Origin of the sequence: Amycolatopsis rhizosphaerae (genome assembly GCF_007713715.1) — a bacterium.
In the GTDB taxonomy this organism is placed as follows: domain Bacteria; phylum Actinomycetota; class Actinomycetes; order Mycobacteriales; family Pseudonocardiaceae; genus Amycolatopsis_E; species Amycolatopsis_E rhizosphaerae.
In genome coordinates this window covers 1-13,385 of the sequence record NZ_VJWX01000172.1, presented here as the reverse complement: position 1 = coordinate 13,385, position 13,385 = coordinate 1, and the positions used below count along the sequence as shown (strand labels likewise).

General features: G+C 70.1%; 11 protein-coding genes. 5 read left to right on the top strand and 6 right to left on the bottom strand.

The window, feature by feature from the left end; genetic code table 11:
• The 5 genes from FNH05_RS18080 to FNH05_RS18060 all read right to left on the bottom strand — a co-directional run.
• The coding region (locus FNH05_RS18080; protein WP_144589877.1) for an ABC transporter substrate-binding protein at positions 1-928 on the bottom strand (928 nt) is incomplete at its 3' end.
• A gap of 28 nt (positions 929-956) precedes the next feature.
• Positions 957-2,000 carry an ABC transporter permease gene (locus FNH05_RS18075; RefSeq protein WP_144589876.1) on the bottom strand — a complete coding sequence of 348 codons (1,044 nt, stop codon included), beginning with the start codon at positions 1,998-2,000 and terminating at the stop codon, positions 957-959.
• A gap of 70 nt (positions 2,001-2,070) precedes the next feature.
• Positions 2,071-2,841 (bottom strand): ATP-binding cassette domain-containing protein, encoded by a 771-nt coding sequence (locus FNH05_RS18070; protein WP_144589875.1) that lies wholly within the window; start codon positions 2,839-2,841, stop codon positions 2,071-2,073.
• Positions 2,838-3,857, bottom strand: a complete 1,020-nt coding sequence (locus tag FNH05_RS18065) for a class I mannose-6-phosphate isomerase (RefSeq protein ID WP_144589874.1) — start codon at positions 3,855-3,857, stop codon at positions 2,838-2,840. Before FNH05_RS18065 ends, FNH05_RS18070 begins: the two co-directional genes overlap by 4 nt.
• A complete protein-coding gene (locus FNH05_RS18060; protein ID WP_144589873.1) occupies positions 3,854-4,837 on the bottom strand; it encodes a LacI family DNA-binding transcriptional regulator in 984 nt (327 codons plus the stop codon). The genes FNH05_RS18065 and FNH05_RS18060 overlap by 4 nt, the downstream gene beginning before the upstream one ends.
• 347 nt (positions 4,838-5,184) lie before the next feature.
• On the opposite strand from FNH05_RS18060, the gene FNH05_RS18055 reads away from it, so the two are divergent.
• From FNH05_RS18055 to FNH05_RS18045, 3 genes are all read left to right on the top strand, one after another.
• Positions 5,185-8,346, top strand: a complete 3,162-nt coding sequence (locus tag FNH05_RS18055) for a GH92 family glycosyl hydrolase (protein WP_222426641.1) — start codon at positions 5,185-5,187, stop codon at positions 8,344-8,346.
• A 106-nt stretch (positions 8,347-8,452) separates the two neighbouring features.
• Complete coding sequence (locus tag FNH05_RS18050; protein ID WP_144589871.1) at positions 8,453-10,843, top strand: GH92 family glycosyl hydrolase; 2,391 nt, start codon at positions 8,453-8,455, stop codon at positions 10,841-10,843.
• A 183-nt stretch (positions 10,844-11,026) separates the two neighbouring features.
• Positions 11,027-11,389, top strand: coding sequence for a DUF3817 domain-containing protein (locus FNH05_RS18045; RefSeq protein ID WP_144589870.1), 363 nt, complete (start codon positions 11,027-11,029; stop codon positions 11,387-11,389).
• A 66-nt stretch (positions 11,390-11,455) separates the two neighbouring features.
• Here FNH05_RS18045 and FNH05_RS18040 read toward each other — a convergent pair whose 3' ends face one another.
• Positions 11,456-11,956, bottom strand: a complete 501-nt coding sequence (locus FNH05_RS18040) for a MarR family winged helix-turn-helix transcriptional regulator (protein WP_144589869.1) — start codon at positions 11,954-11,956, stop codon at positions 11,456-11,458.
• An 83-nt stretch (positions 11,957-12,039) separates the two neighbouring features.
• Here FNH05_RS18040 and FNH05_RS18035 point away from each other — a divergent pair, with 83 nt between their 5' ends.
• Together FNH05_RS18035 and FNH05_RS18030 are read left to right on the top strand one after the other, a co-directional pair.
• Positions 12,040-12,366 (top strand): thiamine-binding protein, encoded by a 327-nt coding sequence (locus FNH05_RS18035; protein WP_144589868.1) that lies wholly within the window; start codon positions 12,040-12,042, stop codon positions 12,364-12,366.
• 31 nt (positions 12,367-12,397) lie between these two features.
• Complete coding sequence (locus FNH05_RS18030) at positions 12,398-13,369, top strand: tetratricopeptide repeat protein (RefSeq protein ID WP_144589867.1); 972 nt, start codon at positions 12,398-12,400, stop codon at positions 13,367-13,369.
• Positions 13,370-13,385 lie beyond the last annotated feature (16 nt).

Sequence of the window (13,385 nt, the reverse complement as noted above, 5' to 3'; positions counted from 1 at the left end):
TGGTGATGGAGTGCAGGGGGGCGGTCAGTGTCCTGGTGACCGGCTTGCCCTCCAGCGCCGCCACCGCCTGGTCCACGCCCTGCTGACCGATCATCGCCGGGTCCTGGGCGATCAGGGCCTGGTACTCGCCGCTGCGCAGTCCGTCCACTTCGGACGGGCTGGCGTCGAAGCCGACCAGGTTCACCTGGCCGATCCTGCCCGCGTTGCGCAGGCCGGTGGCCGCACCTTCACCGGTGTTGAGGTTCGTGGCGAAGATGCCGATGAGGTCCGGAGTGGACGCCAGCGCCGCGGTCACCTTCGCGGCCGCCTGCTCCGGTTCGTTCTGGGTGAACTGCACGCCGATCGACTTGAGGTTCGGGTGGTTCTTCAGCTCGTCGGCGAAACCCGCGGCCCGCGCCGCCGTCGTCGAGGTGCCCGCGATGGTGTCCAGCACCAGCACCGAACCCTGCTTCCCGCCCACCAGCTCGGCCAGTGTCTTCGCGGCGAGCTTGCCGCCCTCGGTGTTGTCGGAGGAGATCGAGGAGACCGCGATGCCGCTGTCCTTGAGCGAGGTGTCGACCTGCACGATCTTCGTGCCCCGGGAGGCGACCTGCTGGATCGGCGCGAGCATCGCGGTGTCGTCCGTGGGGGCGATCAGCAACGCGGCGGGCGGGTTCGAACCGAGCGCGTTGACCTTCTCCGTCTGCAGCGCGGCGTCGAACTTCTGCGGCGCCGACGTGGTCAGCGTGTACCCCAGTTTCTGCGCCTCGGCCTGCGCGCCGCACTGCATCGAGATGTAGAACGGCTCCGCCTGCACGCCCGGGATCAGCGCCAGCTGCTTGTTGTTCTGCACGCTGTTGCCGCCCGAGCCGCCGACCTGACCGGAACCGCACGCGGCCAGCAGCACCGCCGCCGCGGCCAGCGAACCCGCCGCGAGAACCTTCTTCATCGACTTCTCCCTACTTCGTTGTGGGGGATCAACGGGAATTGCGCTGCCTGCGGCGGCGCTGGTCGAACCACACGGCCGCGATCAGCACCGCGCCGACCGCGATCATCTGCCAGAAGTCCTGCACCTGCGTGATGTTGAAGCCCTTCTTCAACACCGCCGGGATGAACACCCCGATCACCGTGCCCAGCACCGAACCGACCCCGCCGAACAGGCTCGTGCCGCCCATCACGGTCGCCGCGATCGCGTTGAGGTTGTCCGTGGTGTGCGCGGTGATCGTGGTCGAGGCGTAGTAGGCCAGCGACAGGAAACCCGCGATGCCGGCGAGGAAACCGGTCAGCAGGTACACCTTGAGCAGGTGCGCCGTCACCCTGATACCGGCCCGCCGCGCCGCCTCCGCGTTGGACCCCACCGCGTAGGTGTACCGGCCGAAGCGCGTGGTGTGCAGCAGCCACGCGCCGACCAGGGTGATCACCGCGGCCACCAGCACCAGGTTCGGGACACCGCCCAGTGAGGTGCCGTAGCCCAGTGTCCTGTTCAGCACGGTCGGCACACTGCGCACGTCCGAGCCGTTGTTGAGCAGGTAGGCCGAGCCGAGCGCAGCCCCCATGGTGCCGAGCGTGACGATCAGCGGCGGGATCTTCGCCACCGCGATCAGGAAACCGTTGATCAGGCCCCAGATCGTGCCCGAGGCCACCGCGGCGGCCAGGCCGATCGCGATGATCCCCCAGCCCGCCGCGCTCGCGTTGCCGCCGGAGAGTGCCTCCATCGTCTTGCCGCAGACCATGCCCGAGAAGATCAGCACGGAGCCGACGGACAGGTCGATACCGGAGGTGATGATCACGAAGGTCATCCCGACCGACAGCACCAGCAGCACCGACGTCTCGATCAGCAGCGTCTGGAAGGTGAACAGGGTCGCGAACTGGGCAGGCGCGAGCACGGTGAACACCGCGATCAGGGCCAGCAGGACGAGGGCGATCCAGAAGGTGTTCGCGCCGACCAGCCGCTGCACCAGCGGGCGCTTGCCGAACCGGTCCTCCACAGTGGACTGGATCTCGGGAGTGGTTGTGCTCATGCGGCCTCCTGTGTCTTGCGGGACACCCGCGCCCGGTTGGCTCGCATGATCGGGGCTTCGCCAGTGTCGATCATGCGGCCTCCTCGTCCTGCGTCAACGCCCCGGTCATCGCCCCGACCAGGTCCTCCAACCTGGTGTCGGGACTCTGGAAGCGGGCGACCCGCACCCCGAGGCGCAGCACCTCGATCCGGTCGGAGACCGACAGCACCTCCGGCATGTTGTGGCTGATCAGCACCACCGCGATGCCCTGGTCGCGCACGCGGCGGACGACGTCGAGCACCCGCTCCCGCTGCACCACGCCGAGCGCGGCGGTCGGCTCGTCCATGAACACGACCTTGCTCGCCCACACCACCGAGCGCGCCACGGCCACGCTCTGCCGCTGCCCGCCCGACAGCGCGCCGATCGGCACGTCCGTGCTCTGCAGGGTCACGCCAAGGCGTTTGAACTCCTCGACGGCCTTGCGCCGCATCTCCGCCTTGTCCAGCATCCCGAGCCTGCCCAGGATGCCCCGCCGTCGGATTTCGCGGCCCAGGAACAGGTTCGCGGCGGGATCCAGTTCGGGCGCCACCGCGAGGTCCTGGTACACGGTCTCGATGCCGAGGCGACGCGCGGTGGTCGGGGAGTCGAGACGCACTTCTTCGCCATCGAGCAGGATCTGGCCCGAGGTGGGCTGCTCCGCGCCCGACAGGCATTTGATCAAAGTGGACTTCCCGGCCCCGTTGTCACCGATCAGCGCGGTGACCTCACCGGCCCTGGCCTGGAAGGAGGCGCCGCGCAGCGCCTCCACCGAGCCGTACCGCTTCACGATGTTCCGTGCGTCGAGCAGGACGCTGTCGGTCATGGACGACCTCCCGGTGCCGGCGGTCGGCAGCGGATGACGGTGAGCCCGCCCGACAGTTCGCTCTGCCCGGCCGCGTACGGCACGACCACCGTGTCTCCCCGGCCGAGCGGGAGCTCGCCACCGTGTTCGGTGCGCAACCGGCCCTGCCCGTCCAGTACGACGAGAACGGTGAACGACGGGTCCAGCGCGAGCGCGGGATCGGGCCGGAGCCGGTCGGCGCGGAAGAAGCCGGCCGCGCCGGGAACCAGCAGTTCCACCCGTTGCCCCGGCTCCTCGGCGGTGCGCCTGATCAGGGTTTCCGGGTCGTGGCCGGTGGTGTCCAGTGCCTTCAGCGCGGTGTCGAAGCCGATGCCGAGGTGTCCCTTTTCGGGACTGTCCAAGAAGTTCCGCCACTCGATGGTCAGCGAGAAGTCGGTGGGCTGCTGCAGTTCGACCACGAACACGCCCTCGCCGATCGCGTGCGGCAGCCCGGCCGGGATGAACACCGCGTCACCGGTCGAGACCGACACGCTGTTGAGGGCGCCGAGCATCGCGTCGGTGTCCTGGTCGCGGACCCAGGCGCCGATTGTCGCGGGATCGGTGCGCTCCCGGAAACCCGGGTACACGCGCGGGTCGTCCCCGCTGGTGCCGACCACGATCCAGGCCTCGGTCTTGCCGAAGTGCGAGTCGAAATGGCGCCGTGCGAAGCCGTCGGACGGGTGGAAGTGCACGGGAAGGCGCTGGCCCGCGTCGAGCAGTTTCACCAGCAGCGCGGTCGAGTCCGCGAATTCGGCGACGTGCGCCTCGCCCAGCCAGGCCGCCGGGTCGGCGTGCACCGCGTCGCGGAGCCACCGGCCGTCGGGCAGCGGGGTGAGCCCGCTTTCGGCCTGGCCGTAGCGGGTCGTGGTGGAGGCGACCCAGTCCTCCGGGCCGTACGCGGTGTCCGGGCCGGACGCCCCGCGCAGCGCCGCGATGGCCGCGCCGCCCCGGTAGAACTGTGGCGGCTGGTTGGCCGGGAGCTTGATCGGTGCGGTCACGGGGCCACCTCGCCGGAGCCGCGGGGGAGCAGGTGCACGGGAAGGACTACCTTTCTCGGCGGGGAATCGTCGCCGTGGATCCGGGCGAACAACAACTCGGCCGCGGCCCGGCCGAGCCTGCCCACGTCGTGGCCGATCACGGTCACGGGCGGGTCGAGCAGATCGGCGAGTTCGAAATCGTCGAAGCTCACCAGCGCGGGGCGCGGCGTGACGTGGGCCAGCGCGCGCAGCAGGTGGACGGTGACGCGGTTGTTCCCGGCGATCACCGCGGTGGCCCGGTCGGGCCCGGTGAGCAGCCGGTCCACCGCGTCCGCCACGCTCTCGCGGGTCGGGGTGCGGAGCAGGACCAGCCGCTCGTCATAGCGCAGACCCGCCCGCACGAGTCCCTCGCGGAAGCCGCGGAGCCGTTCGGAGGCGGTGAAGATCCCGGGGCCGTCCCCGAGGAAGGCGATCCGGCGGTGGCCGTGCTGGGCCAGGTGGGCGACGGCTTCGATGGTGCCGCCGAGGTTGTCGACGAGGACGGTGTCGGCCACGAGGTCACCGGCGGGCCGGTCGAGAAACACCACCGGGGTCCCCGCGCGCATCTCGGGGACCAGGTAACCGTGCTGGGTGCCCGCGGGCACCACGAGCAGGCCGTCCACCCGGCGCGCACAGAACTCGAGGGCGAGTTCACGTTCACGTTCGGAGTTCTCGTTGGAGGAGCCGGTGAGCACGTGCCGCCCGAACGAGGTGGCCACCTGCTCCACCCCGCGGTTGAGTTCGGAGTAGAACGGGTTTCCGACGTCCTCCACGACCAGCCCGATGGTGCCGGTGGTGGAGCCGCGGCGCAGGTTGCGCGCGCCCAGGTTCCGCCGGAACCCCAGCTGCTCGATGGCGGCCAGCACCCGGCTCGCCGTCTCCGGGTGGACCGCCGGTTCGTCGTTCACCACGCGGGAAACCGTCTTGATGCTGACCCCGGCGAGGCGGGCGACGTCGCTCATCGTGGCGCGCCTTCCGGCCGCCCTGTGGGGCCGGTCGGACAGTCCGTCGGACAACCCGTCAGACAACGTTGTCATAGTGCTGGGATTTCACACGAACGGGCGGTCTGTTGTCAATGCCCGGCCAGTGGTCGCCGATTCGCGCCCCGATCGTGTCTGTTTTCTCTGGTGCTTACGGAGTATTTCGGTGTCCAGAACGAGACAGGATCGGACCCGTTCCTTGACCGGTCCGACAATCACTTACCAGAGTTCTCCCCCGGACGACAAGGTTGTCAGGAGGCGAGGCAATGACGCTTTCCCCTTGGAGAGCCGGAGTGGCGCTGGCCGGCGCCCTCATGGTTACCTCGGTCATGCCGACTGTGCAGGCCGGCGCGGCGGGTCCGGGACAGGGACAGCAGGATCTGGCGAGATGGGTCAACCCCTTCGTCGGCACCCGCCCGGGCGGTGCCGACCAGGGCACCGGCGGCGGTGCCGGGAACACCTTCCCCGGTGCGGTGGTCCCCTTCGGGATGGTCCAGTGGAGCCCGGACACGGTGAAGGCCCAGCACGGCGGCTACTACTACGACGACAACGCCCTCAAGGGGTTCAGCCTCACGCACCTGTCGGGCGCGGGCTGCTCGACCTACGAGGACATCCCGTTCATCCCGTTCGCCGGTGAGGTCACCACCTCGCCCGCGACCGACCCCGGGCACTACACGCTGCCGTTCTCGCACGCCAACGAGCAGGCGACCGCGGGGCGGTACTCGGTCAAACTCGACAGCGGCGTCGGGGTGGACCTCACCGCGACCCAGCGCACCGGCTCCGGCCGGTTCAGCTACCCGGCGGGCTCCCCGGCCACCCTGCTGATCAACAGTTCGGGTTCGGTGGAGGGCACCGACGACGCGCAGATCAGCATCGGCAGGGACACCGTCAGCGGCTGGGCGGCCAGCGGCCGGTTCTGCGGCACCAACTCGCACTACCGGGTGTACTTCTACGCCAAGTTCGACAAGCCGTTCGCCTCGATCGGCACCTGGCGCAACGGCACGGTCACCCCGGGCAAGTCCGCCGAGAACGGCGGCGCACAGGCCAAGGTCGCCCCGCAGACGCAGGTCGCCAGGACCGAGTCGCAGGCCCCCGTGCCCACCACGGTGAGCGGCCCCGGCAGCGGCGGCTTCGTCACCTTCCCCGGCGGGTCCACCGTGAACGTCCAGGTGGGACTGTCCTTTGTGTCCACCGATGGCGCGAAGAACAACCTGAAGGCGGAGAACAACCACCGCTCGTTCGACGAGGTCGCCGCCGGGGCACGGCAGGCCTGGAACGACCGGCTCAACCAGATCCAGGTCGAGGGCGGTTCGGACGCCGATCGGACCACCTTCTACACCGCGCTCTACCATTCGCTCATCCAGCCGAACGTGTTCTCCGACGCCGACGGCTCCTACACCGGGTTCGACGGCCGGGTCCACACCGCCGACCGCGGGCACGCGATGTACACCAACTTCTCCGGTTGGGACATCTACCGCTCCGAGATCCAGTTGCTGGCGATGCTGGCACCCAAGGAGACCTCGGACATCGCGCGGTCCATGATCGCCTACGCGGACCAGGGCGGGTCGTGGGACCGGTGGACGGTGGCCAACGACTACACGGGCGTGATGAACGGCGACCCGTACCACATCATCGTGTCCACCGCCTATGCCTTCGGTGCCAAGGACTTCGACGCGAGCAAGGCGCTGCTGTCCATGATCAAGGGTGCCACGCAGCCCACCACCCAGGGCTACGAGGAACGGCCGGGCCTCGCCGACTACCTGAAGCTGGGCTACGTGCCCGGGGCCGGGGCCGACACCCTCGAGTACACCAGCGCCGACTTCTCCATCGCGCAGCTCGCGCGGCGGCTCGGCGACAGCTCCACGTACCAGAACTTCATGAAGCGGGCCCAGTACTGGCAGAACCTGTACAACCCGGCGAGCGGCTACCTGCAGCCGCGGCGGGCGGACGGGAGCTTCGCGAGTCCGTACAACCCGGCGAGCTCGTCCGGCTGGGTCGAAGGCAACGGGGCGCAGTACACCTGGATGGTGCCCTACGACGTGGCCGGGCTGATCACCGCGCTCGGCGGGAACCAGGCCGTCCAGTCGCGTTTGGACAGCTTCTTCACCGAACTGAACGCCGGGACCAAGCGCCCGTACGCCTTCCTGGGCAACGAGCCGAACTCCAACTCGCCCTGGCTGTACGACTTCGCGGGCGCACCGTACAAGACGCAGGCACTGGTGCGCCGGGTGATGAGCGAGCTGTACAACCCGAACCCGGAGGGCCTGGTCGGCAACGACGACCTCGGCCAGATGTCGGCCTGGTACGTGTGGTCGGCCCTGGGCATGTACCCGGAGATCCCCGGGCGCTCCGAGCTCGTGCTCGGTTCGCCGCTGTTCCCCAAGGCGAAGGTGACCACCGGCGAGGGCAGGACGATCAGCATCACCGGTAACGGCAGCGGCCCGTACGTGACCGGGTTGAAGGTCGACGGGACCACGTCCGGCAGGCCGTGGCTGCCGGAGTCGTTCGTCCACACGGGCGGGCGGCTGGACTTCAGCCTGTCGTCCACCCCGGACCAGAACTGGGGTGCCGCGCCCGCGGACGCGCCGCCGTCGTTCCGTGACGGCGAGACGCCAGCGCTGTCCTTTGTGGATCCCTCGCGGGTGCTCGTGCCGGGCGGGGCCCAGGGCAGTGCCTCGATCGGGCTGCAGGACCTGTCGGGCACGACGAGGACCTGGCACTGGACGGTTTCCCCGCCGTCCGGGATCACCGTCAGCCCCGCGTCCGGTGACCTCACCGTGCCGGGCGGGACGAAGGTGAGCAGCCCGGTGACGGTCGGCGTGGCGACGGGCACCGCCGAGGGCAGTTACCGGGTTCCGGTGACGCTCACCGCCGACGGGCAGCCGTCGCTGACGGCCACCCTCGGCGTGCTCGTCGCACAGCCCGGTAGCTGGCTCGCGACGGTGAACAACGCCGGGATCTCCACCGACGCGAAACCGTCCGCGGCGAACTTCGACGGGGTCGGGTACAGCTATTCGGCCGACGCGCTCGCCGCCGCGGGCGTTTCACCGGGCGGCACGGTGACTTCGGACGGACTGTCCTACACCTGGCCCGGCTACCCCGCGGGGGAGCCGGACAACGTGATCGCGCAGGGGCAGACCGTGACCGTCTCGGGCAGCGGGCGGCTCGCCTTCCTCGGTGCCGCCTCGAACGGCAACGCCTCCGGCACGGTGACCGTCACCTACACCGACGGCAGCACGAGTACCGCCCAGCTGGGCTTCTCGGACTGGACGCTCGGCGGGAACAACGCGCAACCCGCCTACGGCAACCGCACGGTGATCACCACCTCGTACCGCAACAGCGTGGGCGGGGATCCGCAGCAGATCAAGACCTACGTGTTCGCCAGCGCCCCGGTCACCCTGGACGCGGGCAAGCAGGTGGCGAGCGTGACGCTGCCGGGCACGGTGACGGGCGGAAACCTGCACGTGTTCGGTATCGCGATCGGTTCCTGATCACCTGACACAGCACCGGCACAGCGGTGCCGGAGCGCACTTCCCGTGTGCTCCGGCGCCGCCGTGTGCCGTGCGGAATCGCGTAGAAGCACGGAAAGGGCACGGTATGAGAGGGAAATCGCGGGCACTCGTCGCCGCGCTGGCCGTCCCGGCGGCGCTGCTGACACCGGTGACCGCCGCCGCGCAGGGCGGGGACGCGCTGGACGCGGTCAACACCTTCATCGGCACCCAGGACGAGGGCAACACCTTCCCCGGCGCGTCGGCGCCGTTCGGCATGACGCAGGTGAGCCCGATCGGCTCGCACTACGCGGGCTACCAGTACACCGACACCGCCATCCGCGGCTTCGGGCACTTCTTCCTTTCCGGGGCGGGCTGCTGGGAGCAGGGCGGTCTGGTGTCCACTTTGCCCACCACGGGCACGGTGGCGCCGGGCGGTACCTTCGATACGGCGAATCCCGCCTCCTTCGACCAGAAGCGCTATGCGTCGCCGTACACACACGACGGTGAGGTCGGCAAACCCGGGTACTACAAGGTCCACCTGACCGGTTACGGCGGTGTCGACGTGGAGACCACGGCGACCACGCGGACCGGGGTCGAGCGGTACACCTTCGCCACCGCAGGGCAGGCCAACGTGTTCGTCAACACCGGACAGGCCAACGACAAGGAGCCGGTGAGCGGCAGCAGCGTCCGGATCGTCGACGACCGGACGGTCGAAGGCACCGTCAGCTCGCAGGCGTTCTGCGGCGGCAAGCCCTACACCACCTACTTCGTCACCCGCTTCGACAGGCCGTTCACCTCCTACGGCACCTGGTCGCCCTCCGGTGGTGCGCCGGGCAGCCGGGAGTCCTCCGGCGGTGCGGGCCTGCGGGGCGCGTGGCTCACCTTCTCCGACCCGCACCAGGTGACCGCGACCACCGCGATCTCCTATGTGGACCCCGAAGGGGCGCGGCGCAACCTCGCCGCCGAGGGCGGCGGCGGGTTCGACCAGGTCCGCGCCGCGACGCAGCGCACCTGGCGGAGCGAACTGTCCTCAGTGGACATAACGACGAGTTCGGTGGACGACCGGGCGGTGTTCTACACCTCGCTGTACCACACCCTGCTGCAGCCGCTGACCGGCAACGACGTCGACGGCCGCTACCGCGGGTTCGACGACCGCGTCCACCGGACCACCGGCTGGACCTACTACCAGTACTTCTCCCTGTGGGACACCTACCGCACCCAGAACCAGCTCCTCGCACTGCTGCGCCCGGCGCGGGCGCGGGACATCGCGCGCAGCATCCTCGCCATCCACGACCAGGGCGGCTGGCTGCCGCGCTGGGCCTACGCCAACCAGGAGACCAACACGATGACCGGCGACCCGGTCACCCCGTTCCTGGTGGACCTGTGGCGGTTCGGGGCGCTGCGCGGCCTGGAAGGGCAGGCGTACGAGGCGCTGACCGAGAACGCGAACGGCGTGCCCCCGGCGAGTTCGCCCTTCGAGGGGCGGGCTGGCAACCGGAACTACACGAGCGCCGGTTTCGTCCAGTACGACCCGGACTTCCCGAAGAAGGGGCAGGACGTCGACCCGCAGCACGGCGCGTCGGCCACTTTGGAGTACGCGCTGGCGGACTGCTCGCTGTCGCTGATGGCCCGGGGGCTCGGCCGGACGCGGGACGCGCAGGCGTTCGCGGCCCGGGGCCGCAACTACCAGGTCCTGTGGGACGCGAGCGTGACCGATCGCGGCTTCACCGGCTTCCCGCGTCCGAAGGTGACCGGCGGCGCCTGGTTCACCCCGGCGAGCGGCCCGTACAACCCGGAGGGCCAGGACGGGTTCCACGAGGGCACGGCCTGGCAGTACCAGTGGCTCACGCAGCAGGACGTGCCGGGCCTGGTCCGGCGGATGGGCGGGCAGCAGGCCGCCGCGGCCCGGCTGGACGACTTCTTCGCCTACCCCGACCTGGTCGCCGACCCGGCGAAGACGGTGCGCGAGGAGTGGGTCAACGGCCCGTACAACTACTACAACCAGTTCCGCTACAACCCCAACAACGAACCGGACCTGCACTCGCCGTGGATGTACACGCTCGTCGGCCAGCCGTGGAAGACCTCCGCGGTGGTCCGGGCGGCGCACACCCTGTTCACCAACGCGCCGAACGGGGTGACGGGCAACGACGACCTCGGCGAGATGTCGGCCTGGTACGTGCTCAGCGCGCTCGGGCTCTACCCGGCCGTGCCGGGCACCGGCCAGTTCCTGCTGAGCGCGCCGCGGTTCGCCAAGGCGGTCGTGCACCTCGACGGCGGGCACGACGTGGTGATCAACGCGGCCGGGGCGCAGGGCTCGCGGCTGCAGTACGTGCGGGGGCTGCGGGTCTCGGGCGCGGACAGTGATCGCGCGTGGATCGGGGTCGACCGGCTGACCCGCGGGGTCACGCTGGACTACCGCCTCACCGAGGACGCGGCGGCGGCCACCTGGGCGACGGGCCCCCAGGGAGCACCGGCGTCCCCGTGCGCGAGCGCGTAACTCCGCGACGGTAGTCGTCGGGGGTCGTGATGATGATCACGACCCCCGATGTTCCGGTGAGCAGCATCACGGCGCACACTGGGTATCGGCGCGTCCGACAACGTCGTTGTGGCCGGAGAGGGAAATGCCCGCCCGGCCGTCGTTGTCGGACGGTTTTTGTGTGCATCGCTAGGGAGGAAAGTCGTGTCCAGCAAGGCCGCTCTCGTGTTCCGCGTGGCCGCAGTCGCCGAGGCGTTCTCCTGGGTGGGTTTGCTGATCGGGATGTTTCTCAAGTACGTCGTGCACGCCTCCCACGATGGTGGCGTTCCCGTGCTCGGCCTGGTGCACGGCGTGATCTTCCTCTGCTACGTCGTGGTGACGCTGGTGGTGTTCAAGCCGCTGGCCTGGAAGCCGAAGACACTGGTGATGGCGCTGCTGTCCAGCATCCCGCCGCTGTTCACCTGGTGGTTCGAGACCTGGGCGCTGCGCACCGGCAAGCTGGACGGCCCGGAGCGGCTGACCTACGGCGGCACCGGCCTGTTCGTCCGCGAGCCCCTCTCCGCCTGATCTTTCCGGCGAAGGCCCCTCTCACCCGGTGAGAGGGGCCTTCGCCGTGCCCGCGCGTGAGGCGGGTTATTCGACGAAGTCGCCGGTGGCCTTGCGGATCCTGGTGAGCAGGTCGATCAGCTGGACCGTCTGGTTCGGGGTGAGGCCCACCAGTCCGAAATCGATCGTGGTGACCGCCTTGGTCGCCTCGGCGTGCCGCGCGCGCCCCTCCTCGGTGATCTCGACGAGCGTGGTGCGCCGGTCCGTCGGGTGCGGAACACGTTTCACCAGGCCGTCGCGCTCGAGCCGGTCCACGATGTTGGTGACGCTGGTCGGGTGCAGCTGCAGGCGCTCGCCCATCACCCGCATCGGCAGGCTGGCGCGCCGCGAGAACGACAGCAGCACCAGCGCCTCGTAGCGGGCGAAGGTCAGCCCGTGCGGCTTCAGCGCGGTGTCCACCGCGGACTGGATGATCTGCTGGACACGCATCAGCCCCGTCACCGCGGCCATCGTGCCCGAAGGGCCGATCCGTTCCTCCCACAGCTGGGCGGCGCGGGCGATCGGGTCGAACGGTAAGGGCCGGTTCATGTCCTGGGAAGCTACCAGCGGGTTTTCGGCAGACTGGGCAGGGTAGTGCCGAAACTCGTGGCTCAACTCGAAAGGGAGCGGCGATGCTTGTCGCATTCAGTGTCAGCCCGGCCGGTGGCGATCCGGACGGCGGGGTGAGCGAGGCGGTCGCCCGTGCGGTCAGGGTGGTGCGGGATTCCGGGCTGCCGAACTCGACCAATGCGATGTTCACCAACGTCGAGGGTGAGTGGGACGAGGTGATGGACGTCGTCAAGCGTGCCGTGGAGGCCGCGGGGGAGGGTGCGGCGCGGGTGTCGCTGGTGCTCAAGGCCGACATCCGCCCCGGTTACCAGGGGCAGCTGGCCGCGAAGGTGGAGCGGGTCGAGCAGGCATTGGCCCGCACGGGCGAGCAGCCGCGGGACGGGCGGTGAAACACCGCGGCGCCCGTGCCAGGATGGTGCCGTGACATATCCACGCGGATCAGCAGCGAACTCAGCGGCCCTGTCGGCCGCGCTGTCGGGCGCGGTCGACCTGTCGGCGCTGAAGGCACGCGCGGAAGCGGCCGCGCGTCAGCAGCAGCGGCCCTCCTCCCAGGGCGCCGAGCCGGGTCCGGCCGCCGGGGGCGGCGCGGACGGCGCCGTGCTCGACGTCACCGAGGCCACCTTCCAGACCGACGTCGTCGAACGGTCCCTGCACCAGCTCGTCGTGGTGGACCTGTGGGCCGAATGGTGCGGGCCGTGCAAGCAGCTCAGCCCGGTGCTGGAGCGCCTCGCGGCGCAGTCCGGCGGCGCCTGGGTGCTGGCCAAGGTGGACGTCGACGCCAACCCGCGCCTCGCGCAGCTGTTCGGCGCCCAGTCCATCCCCACCGTGGTCGCGATCGCGGGCGGCCAGCCGGTCGACGCCTTCGCCGGCGCGCTGCCCGAGCCGGAGATCAAGCGGTGGCTCGGGGCACTGCTCGACGCGCTGAAGGACAGGCTGCCCGGGATCAGGGACGCGCAGGCCGGTGCGCCGGTCGAGGAGCCGGAGGACCCGCGGTTCACCGAGGCCGAGGATGCCTTCGAGCGGGGTGACTTCGCCGCGGCGGAGGCGGCCTACGAGCGCATCCTGGCCGCGGAGCCCGGCAACGAGCTGGCCAAGGCCGCACTGGTGCAGGTGCGCTTCGCGGCCAGGGCCACCAAGGCCGACCCCACCGCCGTGCAGCGGGCCGAGGCGGCTCCGGACGATCTGGACGCGCAGCTCGCCGCCGCCGACTACGAGATGGCCCAGAACCGCGTCGAGGACGCGTTCGGCAGGCTCATCGGTGCGGTGCGCCGCACGGCGGGCGAGGATCGCAACCGCGTCCGTGAGCACCTGGTGGGTCTGTTCGAGCTGTTCGACCCGGCCGACGAGCGGGTCGCGAAGGCCCGGCGAAACCTCGCCAGCGCCCTGTTCTGAGAGCCACCGGCTACCG

Bases quoted from the DNA above. Each gene is read 5' to 3' on its own strand.
- FNH05_RS18075 (WP_144589876.1), bottom strand. From the start codon at position 2,000: ATGAGCACAACCACTCCCGAGATCCAGTCCACTGTGGAGGACCGGTTC.
- FNH05_RS18070 (WP_144589875.1), bottom strand. From the start codon at position 2,841: ATGACCGACAGCGTCCTGCTCGACGCACGGAACATCGTGAAGCGGTAC.
- FNH05_RS18060 (WP_144589873.1), bottom strand. From the start codon at position 4,837: ATGAGCGACGTCGCCCGCCTCGCCGGGGTCAGCATCAAGACGGTTTCC.
- FNH05_RS18055 (WP_222426641.1), top strand. From the start codon at position 5,185: ATGCCGACTGTGCAGGCCGGCGCGGCGGGTCCGGGACAGGGACAGCAG.
- FNH05_RS18050 (WP_144589871.1), top strand. From the start codon at position 8,453: ATGAGAGGGAAATCGCGGGCACTCGTCGCCGCGCTGGCCGTCCCGGCG.
- FNH05_RS18040 (WP_144589869.1), bottom strand. From the start codon at position 11,956: ATGAACCGGCCCTTACCGTTCGACCCGATCGCCCGCGCCGCCCAGCTG.
- FNH05_RS18035 (WP_144589868.1), top strand. From the start codon at position 12,040: ATGCTTGTCGCATTCAGTGTCAGCCCGGCCGGTGGCGATCCGGACGGC.